A 23,629-nucleotide genomic window follows, 5' to 3' on the forward strand; every position below is an offset into this window, starting at 1 on the left:
AGACGCTGGCCGGCGGCCCGATTCGCGCCCCGGCCAGGAACAGTCGGACAGTCCATCGCGCAAGGGGAAACCAGCAACATGAAACAGGCGTCACTGGCCCTGGCCGTCACGGCCGGAATCCTGTCCTCCAGCCCGCAGGCGATCGCCGGCGGCTTCATCGAAGACAGCAAGGCCAGCCTCCACCTGCGCAATTTCCACATCGACCAGGACATCCGCCACCAAGACGCCCCCGGCATCAACGAATGGGGTCAGGGTTTCTTCCTGAAATACCAGTCGGGCTTCACCCAGGGACCGGTGGGCTTCGGCGTCGACGTGCTGGGACTCTATGGCCTGCGCCTGGACGGCGGCGGACGGGCCGGCAAGGAAGACCTCTCGCGCAGCCCGGGCTCGGTGTTCCCGCTGGACGGCGACGGCAACGCCAAACACGGCTTCGGCCGCCTCGAGCCGACCGCCAAGATGCGCCTCTCCAAGACCACGGCCCATGTCGGCAACCTGATGCCCAAGCTGCCGGTGCTGACCTACGGCGACAGCCGCCTGCTGCCGCAGACCTTCCGCGGCGCGCAGATCGCCTCCCACGAGATCGACGACCTGAGCCTGATCGCCGGCCGCCTGACGCGCGTGGCGGAGCGCAACTCCTACGACCATCAGGGCATGTCCATCGCCGGCGCCAACGACCCGCAGACCGGCCGCTTCAGCCACGAATTCCTCTACGCCGGCGCCGACTACAAGGCCGGCAAGAACCTGCTGCTGCAGTACTACTACGGCAACCTGAAGAACTTCTACCAGCAGCACTTCTTCGGCCTAGTCCATGACTGGAACCTGCCGGCGGGCTCGCTGAAGACCGACCTGCGCTACTTCCGCAGCACCTCCGACGGCCGGAACGCCAGCGCCGCCGGCCGTGCCGAGGGTTACCTCAGCAGCGGCTACTACGGCAACAGCGTGACCGCCGGCGAGGTCGACAACCACCTGTGGAGCGCGATGTTCACCTACAGCCTGAAGGGCCATGCCTTCAGCGCCGGGTACCAGCAGATCAGCGGCCCCAGCGACTTCCCCCACATCAACGAGGACGAAGGCCGCACCCTGCACCTGATCACCAACGCCCAGATCGCCCGTTTCACCAGCGCCGGCGAGCGGACCTGGGTGACCGGCTACGCCTACGACTTCAAGCAACTCGGGGTGCCCGGGCTGAAGTTCAGCACGGCCTACTACAGCGCCCACAACATCCACGCCCAGGGCCCTGACCACCGGGAATGGGAGCGCGACATCCGCCTCGACTACGTCGTGCCCGACGGCCCCCTCAAGGGCGTGGGCCTCACTTGGCGCAACGGGGTACAACGCGGCAACGACAGCAAGGACAGGGACGAGAACCGCCTGATCGTCAGCTACACGCTTGCACTATTTTGAAATCGTACCCGCTGGTCAGGGGTGAGTATGGCCCCGGGGCCTGGCTTGGCGCCGGCGCGCTCCTTCGGCGGATATGGCCTCCTGCAGAGGCGGTCCACCGGCCCGCGTCAAATGCCAGAGGGATGATATTTGGTGTATAAAGCCGGTTTTCTGTTTTCCAACATGCTCCGTTTTTGATGCCCACCCTCTACGCACTTCGCTCCTTGCCCCGACCGAGCAGGACGCTCCAATTCACTCCTCAGGAAGACATGCAAATCATCATGAACAACAAGCTGCCCGGGGCTCCGGTAGCAATCCCAGCCGCGTCGTCGCATCACATCGAGAAGAGCGGCCGCCGTCCAACCGAGCGACAGTGGTGCGCATGCCGATGAACAACCCCAAGGTCACGGTATTCATTCCCGTCTACAACCGGCAGCACTACATCGGTCCCGCGGTGGACAGCGTGCTGGCGCAAACCTACGGCAATTTCGAAGTTCTGATCGTCGACGACGGCTCGACCGACGGCACTCTGGCGAAGCTGGCCGAGTATCGCGACCCGCGCCTGCGCGTCGAGCGAAATCCGCACAACATGGGCATTCCGGCCACCCGCAATCGCGGTCTGGAATTGGCGCGCGGCGAGTACATCGCCCTGCTCGACAGCGACGACCTCTGCTATCCGGACCGTCTCGCCCGCCAGGTGGAATTCCTTGACCGGCATCCGGACATCGTCCAGATCGGCAGCGCCTGCAACTTCATGGACGCCGACGGGCATCCGCTGAAGCGGGTGCGTCGCCAGCCCCTCGATCCCGACGACGTGGCCGCCAGCCTGCTGTTCTACTGTGCCCTCACCAACCGCACCATCATGGCGCGCACGGCGATCCTGAAGGAGTACGGCTACAGCTTGGACTTCCGCCGCTGCCAGGATTACGAACTGCACCAGCGCCTCTCGCGCAAGCACCGGATGGCCAACATGGGCGACATCCTGGTCTGCGGCCGCGAGCACGACGGACGCATCACCCGCAACACCGACGACCTGGGACGCGACCGCAAGCAGGCGATCTATCGCCGGGGCATCGAGGAACTGGGGATGGAAGTCAGCGACGAGGATCTCGCCCGTCACTATGCTCTGACCCGGGTCAAGACGCTCGGCGCCCAGTTCGACAATGCTTATCTGGACTGGGCCGAGCAGTGGCTGCTGCGCCTCGATGCCGCCAATCGTCGGAGCGGGCGCTTCGCCTCGGACGCCTTCGCCCGTACCGTCGGCGTTTGCTGGCTCGATCTGTGCTGGAAAGCCCGCCGGCGCGGCGGTCTGCACGCCTACCGGAGAGCCTTGCATTCGCCGTTGAGTCGACGCCTGCCCGGCGCCATCGGCTGGCGCTCCGCTTTCGACGAGCTCAAGCAGCGCTGGTGCACGCCCAATCGCCCCCGTCCGCCCTTGAACCACTGACGGAGATGAAGCCATTCCGTCCCCTTGGCAACAGCTCCCGTATGGGTGACGATCCTCCGGTTACAGGGCAGCACGCAATCGGCACCACAGCCACCAAGCGACGCGTCTAAAGGAATAATCCATGCAGTACTTGAATACCAAGGCTCTCGATCAAATCGATGCTCATGCTTTCCAGACCCAGCATCCTTTTCCCTGGGTCAATCCGGCCGGCTTGCTGACCGCGGAAGGTTTTCAGGCGCTGTGCGAATCGATGCCGACTCTCGACCAGTTCGAGCGGATCTTCGGCAAGAGACGTCGCTACGGCCAGAAACCGCATGACCGCATGTCCCTGGAGTACTCGCCCGACATGCACAAGAGCCTGTCGCCGGCCTGGCAGGCTTTCATGGATGAGCTGAAGAGCCCGCTCTATCAGCGGTTCATGGCGCGCCTGCTGGGCACCTCGGACTTCGAACTGCAATACCACTGGCACTACACGCCGGCCAGTTGCTCGGTTTCGCCGCACTGCGACGCCAAGTACAAGCTGGGCTCGCACATCTTCTACTTCAATACCGAGAAGGACTGGCGCCCCGAGTGGGGCGGGCAGACCGTGGTCCTGGACGATGGCGGCCGCTTCGACTATCGCAGCGCCCCGGCATTCGAGGACTTCGACAAGGCCATCGATGCCACCGCCATGGGCAACTACAGCTTCATATTCGTCCGCAACGGCAACTCCTGGCACGGAGTGCGCGAGATCACCTGCCCGGAAGGCCATTATCGCAAGGTCTTCATCGTCGTGATCCGCAAAAAGCTCTCCGCGATCGAGCGCCTCGCCTCCGTCGTCAAGCATCTCGGTACCCGTCGCGCCTACGCCTGAGACCCTGCGAATCCGTCCCGCGGGGACGCCCCTGGCGGCTGATCGCTCAGCCGCCCCGAAATACCGAGGCCGGTCTCCCGCGAGACCTCCGACCGGCCTCCCCTCCTGCGGGAACAGCCCGCCCCGATGCACCTCCCATAATAAGAAGACCCAGCAGAATCAGCGGATTGACCGAGCCTGCGGACCTGCCGCACCGGCTCGCGCAATCGAACGTCCCCCATATGGAGAAGAACCATGGCAATGCAAAAAGACAAGGGCACGGCCCTGATCACCGGTGCCTCCGCCGGCATCGGCGCCCTCTACGCCGACCGGCTCGCCCGGCGTGGCTACAACCTGCTGCTGGTCGCCCGCGACCGCCAGCGCCTGGAGGCGATGGCCGAGCGCCTCAGCCGGAGCTACGGAGTCGAGGTGGAAGTACTGCCGGCGGATCTGACCGACAAGCACGAACTGGAGCACGTCGAGCGGCGTCTGCGCGGCGACGCCTCGATCAGCATGCTGGTGAACAATGCCGGCGTCGTGATGGAAGGCCCGCTGGCCGAGGCCGATCTGGGCAAGACCGACCAGATGATGCAGCTCAACGTGGTGGCTCCTACCCTGCTGGCGGCATCAGCCGCCGCCAACTTCGGTGCGGCGGGGCGCGGAGCGATCATCAACCTGAGCTCGGTGGCGGCGCTGGCTCCAGACATGCTCAGCGCCACCTATTGCGCCACCAAGGCCTACATGCTCAGCCTGAGCCAGTCCCTCGAAGGCGAACTCGGCAAGCTGGGCGTGCGGGTGCAGGCCGTTCTGCCGGGCGTGACCCGTACCGAAATCTGGGAACGGAGCGGCGCCAATCTGGCCGCCATTCCCGAGAGAATGGTGATGGAGGGCGAGGTGCTGGTCGATGCGGCACTGGCCGGCTTCGATCTGGGCGAAACCGTCACCATTCCCTCACTGCCAGACAATGCCGATTGGGACGCTCTCATGGAAGCCCGCTCCCGTCTACGGCCGAACCTCTCCCACAGCAAGCCAGCCCCTCGCTATTCCCGGTAGCCATTCGAGAAAGGCGTCGAGCCTCCCAAGGCCTCGCTCGGGCGCCCCGACCACACGGCTAGCGTCACGGTTGAGGCCGGACGCTAGCTCTCCCGGTTCCCACTACCTGGACGGTGGCGTGCTGGGATTGCGATTCGGATTCACCTGGTCGCTGCCGGGAACCCGGGAAGCCGGACTGTCGGGCGTGTCCGGCGCGACCGGGGCAGCAGGCGTGTTCGGCGTGGCAGGAGCCGTCGGAGAGGGCGGAACGGCTGGCGTGGTGGGAACGGCCGGTTGCTCGCTGGCCGGAGGCGTCACCTCGTTGGCCTTCTTCTCCTCTTTATTACCTCCACAGCCGGCCAGCAGCAGAGCGAGCAAGAGGGGGGACAGGTAAGCAATTCTCATGATGGGCTCCTTCTGGATGAAATGGCCTGCAGTGGACACCTTCTGCAGTACCGAGTGCCGCGCCTGCGGCCGGCCTCTTCGTGAAGGCCCGGCAGAGATCGCATCGCCTCCCTCGGGCTCGGCAGCCATGCATGAGAATAGTCCCTCTCCGTCATGACTGTGGCGCCGGATAGCATCGGCCACCTACCTGCGGCCATACCCGCGACGAGATTCGCGGTCTGGACGACTCCATCGAACCGAGGCCCCGGAACCGGCTCAGCTGAAGCCGATGGATGTTTGATTCGACACGGCGCAGCCTTCGCCGGCTTGGCGGGTTTACGACAATGCCGGCAATCGACGATCGTGCGCCAGTCTGAGCGGAGACGGGCCGATGAGACGACCGACTGGCAAAGCACCTACGCAAACGCCCCTGACGGAAACAGCGAAACATCCCAGGGAATGCCACTCCCCTTTCACCAGGAAAAAACCGGCGGCGATAGCTCCCGCCCGGCGATCCTGTCCCGCTGTGAACATGTGTCGGCGGGCGAGCCGCGCTGCCTTGCTGACAGCGAGCCTGCTAGCTCTTAGGCAGACCGCTCTGGCTCGCGGCTTGTAGAGCGACTGGTTACGAACCGAAAGTGAAGAACATGTGACGAAAGATCACATTAAGACAACAAACTTTTGACAAACAATGGCATAAAATCAGGCGCGTGACTGCCTGGCATTGGCCTAATGCTTGCATTCACTCTACCGCATGGATTTGAAATGTGGCCGGGCAACAAGGTCATGGTTCATGAATTGCTGAAAGAGGGCTCGTCCGATAGCGCTTTACAGACTGCAGTAGATCATCCCGCTTCCCGCAACAGGGATGCCCCCGGCATCCAATCGCATCACTCCAGTTATACAAGGGTTTTCCATGTCCGTATCATCAAGCGCCACCGCAACTCACTCAACCGCCTTTGCCAACCCAGCACCGCTGGGTCTCCTCGGCTTTGGCATGACCACCGTCTTGCTGAACATCCACAATGCCGGCTTCTATCCGCTGACCAGCATGATCCTCGCCATGGGCATTTTCTATGGCGGCCTGGCTCAGCTGATCGCGGGCCTGCAGGAATGGAAGATGGGCAACACCTTCGGTGCCACCGCCTTCACTTCCTACGGCTGCTTCTGGCTGACGCTGGTCGGCCTGATGGATCTGCCGAAACTGGGCTTCGCCGCCGATAGCGGCACCTCGATGGCAGCCTACCTGGCGATGTGGGGCGTATTCACGCTGTGCATGTTCTTCGGCACCCTGAAGATCAACCGCTGCCTGCAGGTCATTTTCGGCTCCCTGGTGGTGCTCTTCTTCCTGCTCGCCATGGAAAAAGCCACCGACAGCGAACTGCTGGGTCACATCGCCGGCTTCGAAGGCATTTTCTGCGGTCTCTCGGCCATCTACGGTGCGATCGCACAGATCCTGAACGAAGTGTACGGACGCACCGTACTGCCCCTGGGCGCTCCTCAGTCCAAGTGATGACTGCCTGCTTGCCATCACGATAGGCCGAGGACGCGGCCAGTTGGCAAGGCTTCACGCTGCGAATCGGTTGCGCGCAGCAGGGCTACCCCTCAAGGTGAACGGCCCACTCGAACAAGAAAACCCAGGGTAATAGCCCAAAACGAAAAGACCGGCTCCAAGCCGGTCTTTTCGTTTGGCCATGCGGGCCAGCCGCTCAGTGTCCCAGCGCGCTCAGATCCAGATGCCCCTCGCGCAGCGGCGGACACCAGTAGTAACCGCCGCTGGTCGGGCGGCTGAAGCGAAACAGGGCATCCACGATGCCGTCCTCCAGCCCGGCCATGCGGCGCATCTGTGCCTCGTAGGCATCGAGGGAATGGCCGAAGGCGAGGAACAGCAGTCCGGCCTGATGTCCATCGGTCCAGGGCATGGAGCGGCGCAGCACGAAGGCTTCGGGACTGAAGCTCTCCTGCGCGGTGCGCTTGACGTGGGCCGACTCGGGGGCGTCCTCCAGCTCCTCGTTGTCGCTCTTGCGCCGGCCCATGATGTTGTCCTGCTCGTCCGGAGCGAAGGCGGAGAAGCGCTCGAGATCGTGCGCCCAGTGCTGCACCGCCGCGAAGCTGCCGCCCAGCAAACCGACCGGCGCACCCGCGACGAAAGCAGCGGCTAGCGCTTCCTCGCCCTGCGGGTTCTCGGTGCCGTCCTCGTAGCCGGTCAGGTCGCGGCCGGTCTGGTAGCGGAAGGCATCGGTCATCTGCACCAGGTGCAGAGCCGGTGCCAACGCGGCCTCTATGGCACGAGCACGATGCAACAGCTCGCCTCGATCGTCCCCGCGCAGCCAGCACCAGAGCGCATGCTGAATCGAAGGCACCTCCACTCCGGTCCCACCCAGCGCCGGGAAAACCCGCAGCCCGTCGATCCGCCCGCCGAGCGCACGCACCAGGGACTCGCCCAGACCGATCACGGTGGCGTCACCGTCGGCAAAATGAGCCAGCCGATCCAGGGCCGCCGCCAGGTCCTCCGGGGATTCGAGCGTGAAGAACAGATGGCGCGCCAGTGGCGGCACAGGAGCCAGGATGCCCGGCTGGTAGTGACTCATGGGAACTCCTTGATGGAAGAACGGCTCAGCGAAGCGGCCTGCACCCGGGCGCGAGCACGGCCGGCCCATACGGCCAATGGCTCGTCGTAGGTTTGGGACGATGCGGAGCGATGGTCCAGACGGAACTAAAGCTACCACAGCACACAGGCACCGGCTGCCTATCGGCAGTCAGCCATCCAGAATCGCCAGCGGAAACACTCACGCTGTTTCCGGATGTAGCTTCCGTCCTCGCGAATCGAACGTAGGAGCTCCGAGACTCGCTCCAAACCTATCCGCCCGTGGCTGGCCTGGGGAGCGACCAGCCGCCGTTATCCTTGATCTGAAACAGGAGTACAAAAGACTCAAGTCGGGGATAATTCCCGCAACCATTCCGGACCGAAGAGAAGTCGCGCTCGACGCCTTTGCCTTCGAGCCCGGTCTTCTGCCCTTTCGCCAGGTGTCCCCATGGACCAAACGCCCCGTTTCAACCGCGCTCTGGTCGAGAAATACGATCGTCCAGGTCCGCGGTATACCTCCTACCCCACGGCTCCGCAGTTCCATACGGCCTTCGCCATCGACGACTACCGCCACGCCGCCGAGGCGAGCAACGCCGTCGCCTGTCCGAAACCGCTGTCGGTGTACATCCACATACCGTTCTGCAAGAGCCTCTGCTATTACTGCGCCTGCAACAAGATCATCACCCACAAGACCGAACGGGCCGCCGAGTACCTGCGTTACCTGAAGCAGGAAATCACCCTGCAGGCCGCGCTGTTCGACAAAAGCCGCAAGCTGACCCAGCTGCACCTGGGCGGCGGCACGCCCACCTATCTGACCAGCGAGCAGTTGGCCGAGCTGATGCAGGCCCTGCACCAGGCGTTCAACCTGGACGACAGCGACGAACACGAGTTCTCCCTGGAAGTCGATCCGCGCACCGTTACTCCGGCGCAGATCCATGAGCTGCGCCAGCTCGGCTTCAATCGCCTGAGCTTCGGCGTACAGGACTTCGACCCGGCCGTGCAGGCGGCGGTCAACCGTCTGCAGAGCGAGGAGCAGACCCGCGCGCTGGTCGAGGCGGCCCGCGCGGCCGGCTTCAAGTCGGTCAGCGTCGACCTGATCTACGGCCTGCCGCTACAGACCGTGGACAGCTTCGATGTCACCCTGGACAAGATCATCGCCCTGCGCCCTGATCGCATCGCCGCCTACAGCTACGCGCACCTACCCGAACAGGTGGCCGCCCAGCGCCTGATCCGTCCCGAGGACATGCCGCCGCCCGAACGCAAGCTGGAACTACTCGAATTGAGCATCCGTCGCCTGACCGAGGCCGGTTACGTCTACATCGGCATGGACCACTTCGCCCTGCCGGACGACGAACTGGCCCTGGCCCGGGCCAACGGTACCCTGCAACGCAATTTCCAAGGCTATTCCACTCATGCCGACTGCGACCTGATCGGCCTCGGCATCTCCTCCATCGGCAAGGTCGGCGACAGCTACAGCCAGAACGTCAAACTGCTCTCGGAGTACTACGCGCGTCTTGATGCCGCCCAGCTACCAGTACAGCGGGGCTATCGGCTGAACGAGGACGATCGCCTGCGCCGAGAGGTGATCATCGGCCTGATGTGCCACGGGCGGGTGAATTTCGCCGAGATCGAGGCCCATCACGGCATCGACTTCAAGACCTACTTCGCCGAGTCGCTGGCCAAACTGGAGGAGCAGGTCGCCGACGGTCTGGTGGAAATCCGCGACGACGCCCTGGAGCTGCTACCCCAGGGACAGCTGATGATGCGCAGCGTGGCCATGGCCTTCGACGCCTACCTGGGAAGCAAACAGAAGGGACGCTTCTCGCGCACGGTTTGAACGAAGGAGCGGACTACCGTTTCGGCAGATAGATGCGGCTGTCGATGAAGGTATTCATGGGAACGGATTCCCCCTGGGCCAACCGCTTCAGCACCCGATAACTCTCGCGCCCTATCTCCGTGAAGTTCATCGACAGGTAGCCCTGCACCAAGCCGTCGTCGAGCAAGGCGAGCTCCGCTTCGCTAGGCTCGCCGATGCCGATGATGAGGTCCGGACGCCGTCCCTTGGCCTCGAGCTCGGCGAGCAGAGGACCGAGGCGCTGGCGGAATTTCCCCACATCGAAGATCGGCCAGGAGCCAAGGGAGATGATGATGTCGATTTGTCCGCTCTGAAGTATGGTCGTGAGCTGCTTCAGGACCAACTCTTGATCGTCAGCGCCATACAGAGGACAGCGCTCATGTGAGATCCAGCCATTCTCGCCGCTCAATCGCTCGGCAATGCCTGGTCGTCCGCTGAGCTGCTGACGGACGCCTTGCAGGCGGGCGTTGAGATTAGGATCGGAGTGGCCGCCACTCAGCAGACAGACTCGCCCGCCCCCCGGCCTCAAACGCTGAGCCAGAAGGCCCAGGCGCCGACCGACTTCGAGGTTGTTCTGCCCGACATAGGCGCGGCGCAGATACTGCTCCTCCGGCTCCAGATCGGAGTCGAAGGTGATCAGCGGCGTCAGTCCGAGCCGCTGCAGCGAATGCAAAGCCAGCCAACGGGAGTTGGTCACCGAGAGTGCGATCCCGTCCAGGCCCAGAGCCAGTGCCTCGCTCAGGACGGGATCCTGCTTGCGGAAGTGCGTAGGTCCCGAGGGCCCCAGCAAGATGCAGGTGTCGCCCTCTGCCTGGGCGGCCTCGGCACAGCCCCGGGCAGCATAAATGAACGGCTCCTCGTCCACGGTCTTGGCCACCAAGGCGAAATGCAGCGGCCTGGCCATTGCAGGCAGCGCAAGGGAAAAGCCACAGAGCAGACCGAGGACGAGACAATGGATAGATCGAGAGCGATTCAAAGGGAATCCCTTACCGGCTATGCATACGGGCCGGAACCTTCGGGTTTTTCCATAGTGTCAGCGTTTGCGGCGTCAATAAGCTTATGGCACCGGAAAAGAAAAAGGCGGGGATTCCCCCGCCTTTTTTGGTTCTTCCCTGGGTCATCATCCTGATGAATCGCATCCTGCGATGTCCCTGACCGCCTTCCCTGGAAGCCTGTGTCGTTCCCTTGACACGGTGCCGATGTTGTATGGAGCGCTTGCCCGAAACAAGCCGGGGAGCGGCACCAGCCTTTTCCACCCTCCCATTCACCAACTCGAATATCTCCTCAATATTCAACCGGATAGCCGATAGTACCGCCATCCGCCCCCGTATCTCTGGATCCTGGCTTACCGATCTTGTGAGCGATGGAGTACAAGACCTGCCGCTTCGCCACTCGACATGGCAGACATCCGGGAAAACCGAAAGAACATCGCCGCTGCAGCCTTTTGGGCGAATGTGCATCCGTCAGAAGTCTTCGTGCCGAACTCTCGAACGCGGGCAGTCAATCCCCATTGCCATGATTGGGCATATCCAAGACAACTGGGAGAATTTGCAAGCTCGGGTCGTCATGCAGATGATCTGATATCGATCAAACGAATCGGCTCGAGGCTGGCCTAGGATGAATCCACCACCTTTGACAACAGGTAGTAGCGTCGAAGTGGTGATAAACAGTCTGAACTTGAAAACAGGTTGATCAGCCCGGTCGCCGCATTTAACGTTTCATCGCCCGGTTCGCTTATCGGGTCAATCAAGCAAGCCGACGAGCTTGCCCCATTAGCCTATGAGGAAGTCACTCATGAAGAAGATTGTGGTTTCACTGCTCGCCCTCGGCGGCGCGCTGGCCCTACAATCGGCCATGGCCGAGGACGGCGAAGCGCTGTACAAAGCCAAGGGTTGCGTCGCCTGCCACAACGTCGACACCAAGCTGGTCGGCCCTGCCTACAAAGACGTCGCCGCTAAGTACGCCGGTCAGGGCGATGCGGTAACCACTCTGGTCAATAGCATCACCAAGGGCAGCCAAGGCAAGTGGGGCCCGATCCCGATGCCGCCGAACGCTGTGACCGAGGCAGAAGCCAAGACTCTTGCCGAGTGGGTTCTCAGCAAGAAGTAATGGCACTCCAGGACGCCATGCCAGGACTCTGGTCATGACGTCCCCCAAGCCCATGATCCTGCAGCATCAGCTCTCCCTTCTCCGACGCTCCCTACCGTCACGATTTCAGTTGGTCATCACCAGCCGGACCATCGCCTCTGTACCGAAGGTTTGTCCAAACCTATCCATCGATGGCGGGAATGACCGTAACGAGCGATCGCACGATCTGGCTCATCCCCCCCTGCCCGCCTATCCCAAGACTATTCCCGATTCGTTTGCCAATGCAGGAGAACATGTCATGGCCAGCAATGCTGATCCGGTGGAAATAGACGGTAACGCACACGCCCCGAAAAGAGACGACGTCTCGGCTGGCAGGCGAGCACTCAGGCGCGATCAAGAGATCATTGGAAAAGGCATGGCATCCAGGATCAGGAGCCTGTTTGCATTGCAGGGGGGCGATCATCCGCCTAGATGCTGGCCTGGCGACCGCAGTAGACGACGAGGCACCAGCGGCACCTCGCGCACAGGAAAGGCCGGTCGAACGGGCCTAAACGCGGGTTCGCTCACTTGGGCTTCGGGGGACCTACTGCACTGAAGCAGTCAGCCAGAAAGCATTCGTCAGGACACGGCCTTCTCAAGCAAGGGGCTCATGCATGAAATGCCGCTGCCCCCCTGCTCCAATCCCCTGACGCCCAAGCCCGCGCAGCTATTATCTCATTTTGCCGCCGGCCGGGCAGTGCCCTGTACGTCTTTACCGTCGTGCCCGGGCGGGGAAAGCATGTACAACAATGCCGGGAGAAATACGAAGGTGGACAGCAGCACCGCGAACAGGCTCAGCAGCAGCAGCGTTCCCATGCTGGCCGTGCCGGGATGGCGTGCTATCGCCAAGCTACCGAATGCGGTTCCCGTCGTCAGCGCGGAGAACAGGATAGCGCGTGCGGTCGGTGATCCCAGGAACTGGCGCATGCCACTACGCCAGTTCATGACGAAATAAACGTTGAAGGATACGCCTACCCCCAGCAACAACGGCAAGGCGATGATGTTGGCGAAGTTGATCGTCATGCCGAGCAGTCGGGCCAGCAACGCCGTCAGCAAAGCCGACATGAGCAAGGCCACCATCACCAAGGCGGCATCGCGGAACTGACGAAGCACCAGCATCAGCACCAGAGCGATGGCCAGGGTGGCGTACATGGCTGCCTGCTGGAAGGCCTGCAAGATGGTATCGGCCGACTTGATGGTATCGAATGCCGAACCGACAGCCTCAGGTGCCACGGATTGAGCGGCCTGGACAAAACTGCGCAGCCCGGCGGTATGTTGCGCCTCATCGCCAGGCGTCAACTGTACCCGTACTTGACCGTCAGGAGTGAACCAATCCTGCCTCAACTCGTCCGGCAGGTTCTTCGGAGTGATGCGTTCGGCCGATAGCGAATCCTTCAGCCGCTTGAAAGTCTCCGGAAGAAACCGCGACAGTGCGTCGTTAGCCATCAGTACCGCGCTATCCGGTGCTTCGGCCAGGCGGCCCAGCGACTGTCCGATATGAGTCAACGGGGCATTGGGCGGTAGCTCGCCAGAGACACTGGCGATCGCCACGCTGGTTTCACGTGCGGCCGCACGCAATTCGGCGACCGTGGGTGCGTTCTTCACTTGATGAGGGCTTAGGACTGAATACATCAGATCCATCGCCTGCCTGATCTGGTCCAGCTTATCGTCTTGCCCGCCAGGAACGAAATCGGCGCCGGAGACCACCTGCGCCACTTCGGGCAAGGTACCGAGGCGATCGCTCAGTTTGCGCGCGGCGTCAACGTCCGGAACCATGACGTTAAGGTTGAAGGGATTGGTGTTCGGGTCACCCATCAGCGAGTTCAGGGTCTGCATAGCTTCGCTGTCCGCGCGCTTGGTATGCAGCGGGTTGGCATCGAAGGGAATGGTCATGGCACTCCACAGGCCGGCCACGCCCAGCAGTGCGAAGGCGACCAGAACCGGTACGCGACGTCTTGCCAGCCAGGTATCGGCGGCAGCGCCACCGGGCAAAGCGACGTCCGCATGTTGCGCTCCACCGGCCATCAATCGCAGCAGTGCCGGTAGAATAGTCAAGGTGCACAACAAAGCCACCAGCATACCGATGCCGGCGATGATGCCGAGCTCGGCCATGCCACTGAAGTGAGTCGGTGCGAAGGCAAGGAAACCGCAAGCAGTCGCCAGTGCCGCCAGGCCGATCTGCCCCCCCACCTGACTGCCCGTGTGGTGAAGAGTGTCGGAAATACCCCGATCCCGGCTTTGCAGAGCATGCAAACGTACGGCGAACTGGATGCCGAAGTCGACAGCAAGGCCGACGAAGAGCACCCCGAAGGCAACCGAAACCAGATTCAGACGACCGACTGCGTAAGCGGCAAAACCGAGGGTGAAGAGCAGCCCCACGATCAGGGTAATCACCACCGGCACGATCAGCCGCCAGGAGCGCAGAGCCAGCACCAGCAGGATAATCATCAGTAATGTGCTGCCAACCGCAATCGGCACGGCATGATCGGTCAAGGAACTGAACTCCTCGTCCGATAGTGGCACCGAGCCAGTGTAATTGACCTTCACGCGTCCTGCTTTTACGCCGGGCAGATCGGCAACTAAATCCAGCATCGCCTGGGTGGCAGCATGACCAGGCTCGAGCGCATCGCGGTCCAGTACGGGATGGATCAGCACGAGCTCCATTCCGCCGCTACGGCCGATTAGCTCGGGAGTCATCAGAGCCTGCCAGGACAACGGCGAATTATGCCCGGCCAAGGCGTCGTCCAAAGTCTTCGCGATGTTGTTGAGCGCGCCATCATAGGCCGTGAGATAGTCGGCCATCCCATAGCGAACGCCCTCGACCATCATGTCCATGCCCTTGAGCAATCCGCGAGCGGAAGGGTCGGCCGCTAGTGGTTCGAGCAGTTGCCCAGCTTGCAGCATGCTATCGATAACGTCGAACAAATCCTTCGACGGCAGCAGCAGCAGGCCCTGGCGGTCGAAGAACGAGCTGATTCCAGGCGTGGAAACGGAGCGGAAGTGCGCTTCATCGGCAGCTAGCCCGCTGGCAAGGGCCAGGGCGTTTTCACGCGCTTCCTCGGCCGTCGGCGCGCGTACTACGGCAATGAGCGTATCGCTGAACTGGGGAAACTGCCGGGCGAACTCGGCGCTTTGCTGGCGCCACGGCAGTCGATCGGAGAAGAGGTGATCCGAATCGGTATCTATACTTAGACGCGAGGATGCCCCCATCAGGCTGACCGTCGCCAGCAGCGCCGCCAACAGTAGAACGATGAAGGGGTGACGCCCACTGGAATCCACCAGCCAGACGAGACATTGCCGCACTAACCTAGTCATAACAACCTTAATATTGCATGGTCTCGGACTGCTGTCGGACGAAGCAGATCCTCGGCCACGCTGAGCACCCAAAAATTGGTGGCGGATCTTATCACGACTGGGTGCGGTTAAGGGATTCGGGCGCCTCCAGGCTCGGGGCTATGGCTGCCGCTGTGCGTAGTGCACGAACGGCTTTGCCCATGCGGGAAGACAATCCGGGTAAACGGGCCAGCAGGCTTGGATGCCTCACCAGAGCAGAGACCATCGGCAATATCCTCGGCTGCCCCCACGGATCGATGGCAGCCTGCAGCGCCTCGGGAAGTGAATCATCCCGCTCGTCGACAATGGCTCGAAGCGCGACGAATGGCAGTTTCCGCTCTGCAGCCACTGCGGCTACCGAGGCACTTTCCATATCCACCGCCGCAGCCGAGTAATGACGCTGAGCTGCAACCTTTCCTGTCACGGTGGAAACAGATGCTGGCATGCTGAGCAAGGCAATATCGGAAACCGTCGCCAACGCTGCAGCGACTAGACGCCGCTGCAGCCGATTGCACCAAGCAGGATCAGCCAGGTAAACACGACCTTGCTCATCTAGTATCCGTTGCGGACAAAGCAACGTGCCACTGCGCAACCCCGGAACCAAGGCGCCGGCGACACCGAAAGTCGCCAATGCTTGGGCCCCAGCGTCAGCCAAAGAATGTGCCGCCTTCAGAGCTGCATCCGGCCCCATCCCACTCAGCAACAGACCGCAGCCATTGGCGATTGGCAGGATGCTCTCCGGATATGCCGTTTGTTTTGTCAGTGCGGCAGCTTCGGCCTTCAATGCCACAACAACGCCGAGCGACTGCAATCTCACGACTGCGCCCTGGAACAATTCAGTAGATAGCGATAGCGAGCAAGCGCGTATAGGGGGAAATACGCCGCATAACCATGATATTTGAGGTAATAGACTCGCGGGAAGCCTGGCGCGTTATGCGAGGGATGAGACCAAAGCCCATTAGAATCTTGCGTGGAAAGCAGGAATGCCACGCCACGCCGGACTGAATCGGACTCGACTTCTCCCACGGACAGTTGAGCTAGCACGGCCCAGGCTGTCGAATGTGGCGTGCTGACTCCTCCATTCATGCCAGCCAAAGCCTGATCGATGTAGCTATCATTGGTCTCGCCCCAGCCGCCATCCTCGTTCTGCCGCACCCGCAGCCAGTCGATGGCCTTGCGAAGATAGGGCTGCCTCGGGTCCTCCCCGGCAAGGGACAGGCCGGAAATGGCACTCCAGGTGCCATAGATGTAATTGCTACCCCAACGCCCCCACCAACTGCCATCGGGTTGCTGGGTTGCACGCAGGTAATCGACACAGTGACTCAGACCGAAACGATCCTGACTGCGCCCCAACACCCCCAAACAAGCCGCTACGCGACCGGAAACGTCCTCGGTCGGCGGATCTAGCAGCGCGCCGTGATCGGCGAAGGGAATAGCGTTGAGGTAGTAGTAGGTATTGTCGGCATCGAAGGCGGCGAAACCGCCGTTCCTCGACTGCAGGGCGAGCATCCAGTCGACAGCGCGGTCGGTATTATAGCTGTGCTTCCCGGGTTGACCTCGACGCCGATCCATCACATGTAGCAACGCCGCGACCAAGGCCGTGTCATCGATGTCCGGATAGTAACCATTCGCATACTGGAAGGCCCAACCACCCGGAGCTGCCTGTGGGGCACGTGCAACCCAGTCCCCCTTACACATCAACTCTTGCCGTTGCACCAGCCAATCGCAGGCACGGACGATCGCCGCATCGGTGCTCGCATCGTCACTACTGTGGATCAGGGCCATGGCGCTCCAGCCGGTATCCCAAACTGGCGAAACACAAGGCTGACAGTAGGCCGAGCCGTCCTCTCGATGCACTACCAGCTTCTGGATAGAGCGCAGGCAAGTCTGACGGTCAGGATGATCCTTGGGATAACCGAGCAGAACCATGGCCTCGTAGCTATTGACCATGGGTGGAAAAATGGCGCCGAGACCATCATCGCCATTCATCCGCGGCAGGAACCAAGCTTCGGCCTTACGAATGGCTTTCTTACGCAAAGCACTTGGCACGAAGCTGTCTACCGCGCGACCAAGCTTATCCAGTGCGAGGAATAAACGGTTCAAGGCTCCGCCACGAACGAAGTAGTCCTGCTCCAGCTCCGGAGCAGTGACAAACAGCTCTCGGATATGGACTCGCTTCGGATTGACAGCTCGAGCCTTGAGCGAACAGAGAATGGTCAGGGGCACCAGGGTAGTCCGCGCCCAGTAAGACATTTTCTCGATGTGGATCGGAGCCCAACTCGGCAGCAGCATGAGCTCTACTGGCAAGTAGGGCACCGCCCTCCACGGCACCTGCTCGAACATGGCCAGCAGGATTCGAGTGAACACGTTGCTCTTCGCTGCGCCGCCAAGCGCTAACACCGCCTCCCTTGCACGACGCATATGCGGAGCCTCGGGTGCGTCGCCGGCAGCCTTGAGAGCGTAATAGGCTTTGACCGTACAGGAAAGATCAATCTCGCCCCCCACGTACTGGGACCAGCCACCATGGGTATCCAGATCCTGGATAGCGCGCAGGTATCGCGCCATCTTTTCCTGAAGCAACTCGTCGATCTCATCCGTGAAATGCATCATCAAGATGTATTCAGCAGTGATCGTGCAATCGGACTCCAATTCGAAGCACCAATGGCCATCGGCATCCTGCCTCGCCAGAAGCGCTTCGCGTGCACGTTCAATGCCCTGATCCAAACCGGGCATTTTCGGCTCTTGAAGATGGCTATCGGCGGCAGCCGGATCAAGAAGGGGAGAACTTTCCAACATTGCTGACATCACTGTTTGAATGAAGTTGCTCTAGGCTGTTTCGGCGAAATATGCGATCGCGCTCTTGGGCCAAATGAGATTCGCGTGCGGTGGCGCACTCCACTCTGCCGATAATGGAGTCAGCGGAAGCTTGCGCGCAGCTATCGCGAACAACCAACGTAAAGCGGTGTTGGACTTCCCGCTCATCTTGCTGAGCGCGATGGTATAGGTTACTGCCCTGCGGGAGACCTTTACTTGCTCGCCAGCGGAGAAATCGAGATTCTTCTGCAGCTTACTCAGGGTCAACACCGCGAGCCCGATACTCCACAGACAGAATTGGCGGTAGCCGGCATGCTTGCTCACGGGAATCATCAACGTGTAGTCGAGCGCATTACGCAGGTGAGCGTGAGCCACGCCGATCAACTCGATCATCGCTGCCTCGTAGCGAGAGTCCTTCTGACCGGCCTGTAGACTCTCTAAGCGCACGCCATATTTGGCGAATATATCCTGAGGCAACCAGCTGACACCGCGACGGTAGTCCTCCCACTGGTCCTTGAGGATGTTGGTCATCTGCAGCCCCTGGCCGAATGAAACTGCAAGACGCATAAGGGTGTCACGCTGACTGACCAAGGCCGGATCGAAATCGATCAGCAATTCCGTCAACATTTCGCCTACAACGCCAGCTACGCAGTAGCAGTAGCAATCCATGTCACGCAGAGTGGCAAGCCCATGACGACCCACGTTGCGCTGGAAGTCATGCATCCCGTGGGACATGATCTTGAGGCACTCCACGATGGCCTGACGCTGGGCCGGCCTTAAACTCCGAGTGACTTCAAGAACCAAAGGCAACTGGCCAACCAACTCGCGCTCAGCCTCCAAGGTCGCCTTGGAGAACAGGGGGGCCACCTCTGCGGAGAATTGTTGAGAATCGATGCGGCCAGTCACTGCATCTATGAAGGCATCCTCATACCGCCGCTTATCCTCAGCAGAGAAAACGGGTTCATCCTCAATGGTATCGGCGATACGGCAAAGCAGATAGGCATTGGTTACCGCACGGCGTAGCAGTGGCGGCAACTGAGGGATGGTCAACGCGAAACTTCTGGATACTTTTGGAAGGATGGCGTCTTGGTAAGCATCAGCACCGTTTTTTGAGGTCACAGTAGCTTGTTGGGGGTCGAACATGGATCTGCCTTAGCCTTCCTCTTTATCCAGTTAGCGATGATCTGAATAGCCCCGATTTTTTTGCTTTCCATTGGTACGGGCCAGCAAAAACCTGGGCTTATGCATGAGTCGAGGGCTATTTCACGCCGCCGGCTTCAATTTTGTATTTCATAGGAGTACTGCAGGGGGATATCCCACGCCCCGAGCGAGTATTCTCTCACCATTCAGGAAATCCGACAGGACAAACAGTGTGACCAGTTGAATTTGAAACGACCGCTTGACCCTGCCTATACATCAAAGTCGGCTCCTCAAGAGAGCTTCTCAGCCTCATTTTCCCCCTCTCCAGGCACTTTCCTGTAGGGGAAATCAGGCAGTAACAAACCTAGCCAGGCAAACACCAGGCACCCGGGGCGTCTCTTTACATGTACACGCCCTGCATTGCAAGCTAGATCTGGCTGACTGCGACGCAGAGACAGTTTTAGCCGGGCTGCAGGCGAGGTCCTTCTGGCCCTTCCCTAGCATGCAGACACTACGGCAGGGACAGGAGCCGTTATGCCGAAACAGTGCTGCTTAGTATCTCCGGCGTAATGCACCTCAGGGCTGCTGCATCTCCCGCTCACTCGTGCCATCCCGTGCGCCACCTGAATCATCATCCGGGATTGCTTATGGTAAGTCTGCTTGCCTTCACCGTTGCACTCAGCACTGGCAAAGGACAGCTGCTTCGAGTCCCGGCGAACGGGATGAATTGAATGTAATCAAAGATCTTTCCAGACTATTTCCTAGGAGGCACTGTAGTTATGTAGGAAAATTTAGTCCATACTGAAAAATGCAAAGCTGTAAATAAATGCTGGAAATATCCGCAGCCCCCCCTTCTGCAGAGTGAAATAGCAGCGCACAATCGCCCCTCTCGATGAACCGCGACCATCACATTAGGCGAGCGGAAAGTGCCGATCAAAGCAACTCCCACAGCACATCAATTAAGGCTTTTTTATCAATGGTTAATGCCGTAAAGACACTGGTGACCGGAGCCACCGGTTTTGTCGGCTCGGCCGTAGCACGCCGCCTCCTGCGCGAAGGTCACCAAGTCCGCGTTCTGGCAAGAGCGTCATCGGATCGCCGCAATCTACAAAACCTTGAGGTAGAGGTCTATGAAGGAGACCTCACCAAGACTGACTCCCTGCAACGAGCATGCGATGGCTGCGATGCACTCTTTCATGTGGCCGCCGACTATCGTCTATGGGCGCCGAACTCAGCGGAGCTTTATCGAAACAACGTAGATGGCACACGCGCGATACTCAATGCAGCGAAGATAACCGGGGTTTCACGCATTGTTTATACGAGCAGCGTTGCCACTCTCGGCATTCCCGGAGATGGTCGGTCCGGCGACGAAAGTACACCGGTCTCGCTGAGCAACATGATCGGGCACTACAAACGCTCCAAGTTCCTTGCCGAAGAGGTGGCCAAGGAATTTGCCAGAGACGGCCTGCCAGTAGTGATCGTAAATCCCTCAACCCCGATTGGACCGCGCGACATCAAACCTACCCCTACCGGACGAATCGTACGCGATGCCATGGCAGGACGCCTGCCCGCCTATGTCGATACCGGCCTGAATGTAGTGCACGTGGATGATGTCGCAGAAGGGCACTGGCTCGCCTACCAGAAAGGTACAGTGGGCGAGCGCTACATTCTGGGCGGCCAGAATCTCAGCTTGCGGGAGCTGCTGGCGGAAATCGCCGACATTGTCGGACGCACACCTCCCCGGTGGAGATTGCCGCACTCCGTGGTGATGCCCATAGCTTACGCAGCAGAAGGCTGGGCGCGTCTCACCGGCACCCAGCCGATCGCCACCGTAGAAGAAGTGCGCATGTCTAAGAAACGCATGTTCTTCTCCAGCGCCAAGGCCGAGCGAGAGCTAGGCTATGCGCCCGGCTCATTCCGCCGAGCGCTGGAGGATGCAGTAACTTGGTTCAAGCAGAACCAATAACGATCAGCGTATGAAACGGCGCGCTATGCGCGCCAAGCGCGGCATCAGGGTCGGACGCAAGAGGCGCTTGTCGTAGCCATCCGTGCGGCGCCTATCCTCAGCCAAACACATATCCAACAGCTCGGATAGCGTGAGATCGATACCAATCTGTTCATGCCCCGTCAGAGTGAAATTGGCATCCTGCATCTCGCCATTGTTATCCAGTCCCCTGGCGATACCTATCCGCTCCCAGATCAGGAAAGCCCACACTCGTGCAACCTTAAATTCGAAGACAAGCCTTTGCCACCAGGATAGCTGGCGGCGATACCAGCCAATCCAGTTGACGAAGAAAAGGATATGCCGGGCCTCTTCCTGCATCACCGGCTCAAAGGTCTCCACCAGCTCTGGCGGGAAATAGCCTGTCCTCTTGGCAGCCTCGAACAATCCGAAGCCGAAGAAGCTATCGACACACTCGCTGTAGCCAGTGACCAGCCAAGCCCACTCAGGGTCCTTGGGCAAATGGTAGGCCGGCTCCGGCTCCAAGCGAATTCCATAGGCCTCGACGAGCTTACTGAGGACCACCTTGTGCCGCGCCTCTTCGCCACCGTCCATGACCAACGCCTCACGCAGGAGCGGATCACTGACCGTGTTGGCATAAGCCTGCACCCTCAACTGCGCCCTCCCCTCCGTCTGCACAGCGATGTCCCAAATGGGCAGCGAGGTAATCCGCTGCAAAGCGTCGGGAGAAAGCTCGGGCCAAACCATTACGGCCGGCTTGTAAGGATTGTGAGTATCCAACAGCATACGACAGAACAGCTGCTTGTGCGCATCGGAGCCGACCCTGATTCGACCGAGACGCTCGCCGCGCCAGTTGCGCATGGCGTAATCAGCATCAGCTACGGAGGCGTCAGTCTGCATTACAACTACTCCTAATCATCACTCATGACTAATATTGATCACACAGTCTCGTCGCATCGTTGCTGGGCCAGCCGCCGCACTTCAACCCAATGCCAAGAAATGAGAGCCGGCACGCCGAACCCCACCTCACGCATACGCTTGACCAGCGATAACGCCATGCCGGCATCGGGCGGCAGCCCAATCATGCTTCCGAACAGAATCAATCCCCCCTCTTGAACGCCTATGCCGGCGGGAACGATAAAGATAATGTTACGTATAGCCTGAGTTACTCCCTCGATAGCGATGGCGTCCCAAACGCTGACCGAATGCCCCAACAACTCCAATGCCAGCCAAGTCTCAACACTACCGACCACGAAGCCGGAAAACTGCCAACCACAGGAGCCGATTAGACGCCACGGACTAGAGCTGAGCCTGCGAATGTCCCGATCCAGGTTCTTGCCATTGATTAGCTCCGTGAGCCGTGAACGCCCACCCAAGATCTTCTCGGCCACCTCCTCCAAGCGCGAGAACACCCGCCCATGACGAAGCAGCATGAACAGACCTATGGGGAGCGGCAGACTGGCAGCCAAAGCAATCAGGACCGTGTCTAAAGCTCCGACATTCCGAATCAGGGCGATCAACAGTACGATGCCCAGCGCTGTGAAAAGGTATTGAGTGAGGAGGGTCAACAGGACTTCGATGACAATGCTCGCCGCAGCTGCCGCGCCATCGACTCCACGCCACTTGACCAACCTGATACCGACAATCTCACCACCGATATTGGCGACTGGCAGCAGGCGGTTACAAGCCTCGCGGATTGATGCGATCCAAAAGAGGACTGGAATGCTGGCTCGCCCTTCCGGATCACTTGGAGCCAACAGCATACGCCAGCCGATCACATCGAGCAGAAGGGGCAGCGCATGGAAAGGCAGTAGCCAAAGCAGCCCCCATCCTGCGTGATCGAAAGCGTTAAGGATGGCGTCCCCGTCTTGGCGCACCACCATGGCAATAACGGCAACCAGACCGATAAAACCGGCCAAATAACTAAGTCGTTTCATGCCGAAACGGCCTCCGGATCAAGAAAGCCGCAACATAGCTTGTAACGTCCCTCAATCACCCGGCGCACCGCTGGCGATAGCAGGGCAGCCAACTCGTCAGCATGCCGGTAATCGGCCATGCTTTCAGTCAAGCCACCATGAACAGCCGGATGGAGATACAACTCGGAGAGGCCATCGGGCAATTGCCGAAGCACATCCATCAGAACCCTCTCATCCATACCACCGCTATGCTGGAGACCGAAAACGTGGTCGTTATACATGACCTTCGCCCGATTGAGACGCCAGCGCATCAAGCCCAGCCAAGGACGCAACCAAGGCCCCATGCTCGGCTCGGCAGGCAGGCGGATAGCCCTCATGCCATAGTCTCGCCCAATGGAGAGCAACAGCGACAAGATGGTCGGATGGAGATGGAAATGTTTATGCGCGTTGACATGATCCAACGTCAAACCAGTTGCAGCGAAAGCTTCGAATTGCGCCCGAATCTCGGCCGCCAGTTGACGACGAACCCGGGGAAGGAAAAAGAAGCGAAAACCATTGCGCACCATATTGATGTCGAACCAGCCCCGAGCATCCACCAAGTCAGGGATCCGCCCTGGCGGAAGCATTGCCTTGCCATCGGCAAGCACCAAGTGCAGACCGACAGCAAGCCCCGGCAGGCGCCGAGCACGGGCGACGGCGTCTCCTGCCGCAGGGGCTGCGACCATCAAACTGGCAGCACTTAGCACGCCATCACGATAACCATGTTCGACAGCCTCGTTGACAGCCTCGTGCAGGCCATAATCGTCCGCGGTCACG

Annotated in this window: 18 protein-coding genes; 8 read left to right on the forward strand and 10 right to left on the reverse strand. The window is 60.5% G+C overall.

Annotated elements, in window-relative coordinates:
• Positions 1-78: 78 nt before the first annotated feature.
• The 4 genes from ACFOJE_RS03040 (at position 79) to ACFOJE_RS03055 (ending at position 4,715) form a co-directional block, all read left to right on the forward strand.
• On the forward strand, positions 79-1,404 hold the full coding sequence (locus ACFOJE_RS03040; RefSeq protein ID WP_377812775.1) for an OprD family porin: 1,326 nt from the start codon (positions 79-81) through the stop codon (positions 1,402-1,404).
• A gap of 367 nt (positions 1,405-1,771) precedes the next feature.
• Positions 1,772-2,830: a glycosyltransferase family 2 protein gene (locus tag ACFOJE_RS03045; RefSeq protein ID WP_377812776.1), complete on the forward strand. Its 1,059-nt coding sequence runs from the start codon at positions 1,772-1,774 to the stop codon at positions 2,828-2,830.
• Between the two features lie 121 nt (positions 2,831-2,951).
• A complete protein-coding gene (locus ACFOJE_RS03050) occupies positions 2,952-3,683 on the forward strand; it encodes a hypothetical protein (RefSeq protein WP_377812777.1) in 732 nt (243 codons plus the stop codon).
• 234 nt (positions 3,684-3,917) lie between these two features.
• A complete protein-coding gene (locus tag ACFOJE_RS03055) occupies positions 3,918-4,715 on the forward strand; it encodes an SDR family NAD(P)-dependent oxidoreductase (RefSeq protein WP_377812778.1) in 798 nt (265 codons plus the stop codon).
• 102 nt (positions 4,716-4,817) lie between these two features.
• On the opposite strand, the gene ACFOJE_RS03060 is transcribed toward ACFOJE_RS03055, so the two are convergent.
• Positions 4,818-5,099 carry a hypothetical protein gene (locus ACFOJE_RS03060; RefSeq protein WP_377812779.1) on the reverse strand — a complete coding sequence of 94 codons (282 nt, stop codon included), beginning with the start codon at positions 5,097-5,099 and terminating at the stop codon, positions 4,818-4,820.
• Positions 5,100-5,994: 895 nt separating this feature from the next.
• Here ACFOJE_RS03060 and ACFOJE_RS03065 point away from each other — a divergent pair.
• Positions 5,995-6,591, forward strand: coding sequence for an acetate uptake transporter (locus ACFOJE_RS03065; RefSeq protein WP_377812780.1), 597 nt, complete (start codon positions 5,995-5,997; stop codon positions 6,589-6,591).
• A 196-nt stretch (positions 6,592-6,787) separates the two neighbouring features.
• On the opposite strand, the gene ACFOJE_RS03070 is transcribed toward ACFOJE_RS03065, so the two are convergent.
• Complete coding sequence (locus ACFOJE_RS03070) at positions 6,788-7,669, reverse strand: Dyp-type peroxidase (protein ID WP_377812781.1); 882 nt, start codon at positions 7,667-7,669, stop codon at positions 6,788-6,790.
• Positions 7,670-8,113: 444 nt separating this feature from the next.
• Here ACFOJE_RS03070 and hemN point away from each other — a divergent pair, with 444 nt between their 5' ends.
• Positions 8,114-9,502, forward strand: a complete 1,389-nt coding sequence (gene hemN / locus ACFOJE_RS03075) for an oxygen-independent coproporphyrinogen III oxidase (RefSeq protein ID WP_377812782.1) — start codon at positions 8,114-8,116, stop codon at positions 9,500-9,502.
• Positions 9,503-9,515: 13 nt separating this feature from the next.
• On the opposite strand, the gene ACFOJE_RS03080 is transcribed toward hemN, so the two are convergent.
• A complete protein-coding gene (locus tag ACFOJE_RS03080) occupies positions 9,516-10,397 on the reverse strand; it encodes a substrate-binding domain-containing protein (protein ID WP_377812800.1) in 882 nt (293 codons plus the stop codon).
• Positions 10,398-11,314: 917 nt separating this feature from the next.
• On the opposite strand from ACFOJE_RS03080, the gene ACFOJE_RS03085 reads away from it, so the two are divergent.
• Positions 11,315-11,629, forward strand: coding sequence for a c-type cytochrome (locus ACFOJE_RS03085; protein ID WP_377812783.1), 315 nt, complete (start codon positions 11,315-11,317; stop codon positions 11,627-11,629).
• Positions 11,630-12,322: 693 nt separating this feature from the next.
• On the opposite strand, the gene ACFOJE_RS03090 is transcribed toward ACFOJE_RS03085, so the two are convergent.
• From ACFOJE_RS03090 to ACFOJE_RS03105, 4 genes are all read right to left on the reverse strand, one after another.
• A complete protein-coding gene (locus tag ACFOJE_RS03090) occupies positions 12,323-14,962 on the reverse strand; it encodes an MMPL family transporter (RefSeq protein ID WP_377812784.1) in 2,640 nt (879 codons plus the stop codon).
• A 91-nt stretch (positions 14,963-15,053) separates the two neighbouring features.
• Positions 15,054-15,797 carry a phosphorylase family protein gene (locus tag ACFOJE_RS03095; protein WP_377812785.1) on the reverse strand — a complete coding sequence of 248 codons (744 nt, stop codon included), beginning with the start codon at positions 15,795-15,797 and terminating at the stop codon, positions 15,054-15,056.
• Entirely contained in the window at positions 15,794-17,776 is a 1,983-nt protein-coding gene (gene shc, locus ACFOJE_RS03100; RefSeq protein ID WP_377812786.1) for a squalene--hopene cyclase, read from the reverse strand. Before shc ends, ACFOJE_RS03095 begins: the two co-directional genes overlap by 4 nt.
• Positions 17,777-17,806: 30 nt before the next feature.
• Positions 17,807-18,937 (reverse strand): phytoene/squalene synthase family protein, encoded by a 1,131-nt coding sequence (locus tag ACFOJE_RS03105; RefSeq protein WP_377812787.1) that lies wholly within the window; start codon positions 18,935-18,937, stop codon positions 17,807-17,809.
• 889 nt (positions 18,938-19,826) lie between these two features.
• On the opposite strand from ACFOJE_RS03105, the gene hpnA reads away from it, so the two are divergent.
• Positions 19,827-20,900 (forward strand): hopanoid-associated sugar epimerase, encoded by a 1,074-nt coding sequence (hpnA, locus tag ACFOJE_RS03110; protein WP_377812788.1) that lies wholly within the window; start codon positions 19,827-19,829, stop codon positions 20,898-20,900.
• 3 nt (positions 20,901-20,903) lie between these two features.
• Here hpnA and ACFOJE_RS03115 read toward each other — a convergent pair whose 3' ends face one another.
• From ACFOJE_RS03115 to hpnK, 3 genes are read right to left on the reverse strand one after another with little or no spacing between them, the layout of a single operon-like run.
• Positions 20,904-21,797: a ferritin-like domain-containing protein gene (locus ACFOJE_RS03115; RefSeq protein WP_377812789.1), complete on the reverse strand. Its 894-nt coding sequence runs from the start codon at positions 21,795-21,797 to the stop codon at positions 20,904-20,906.
• 38 nt (positions 21,798-21,835) lie between these two features.
• A complete protein-coding gene (locus ACFOJE_RS03120; RefSeq protein ID WP_377812790.1) occupies positions 21,836-22,834 on the reverse strand; it encodes a lysylphosphatidylglycerol synthase domain-containing protein in 999 nt (332 codons plus the stop codon).
• Entirely contained in the window at positions 22,831-23,628 is a 798-nt protein-coding gene (gene hpnK / locus ACFOJE_RS03125) for a hopanoid biosynthesis-associated protein HpnK (protein WP_377812791.1), read from the reverse strand. The genes ACFOJE_RS03120 and hpnK overlap by 4 nt, the downstream gene beginning before the upstream one ends.
• Position 23,629 lies beyond the last annotated feature (1 nt).

Source organism: Azotobacter bryophylli (genome assembly GCF_042643485.1).
Lineage (GTDB): Bacteria > Pseudomonadota > Gammaproteobacteria > Pseudomonadales > Pseudomonadaceae > Azotobacter > Azotobacter bryophylli.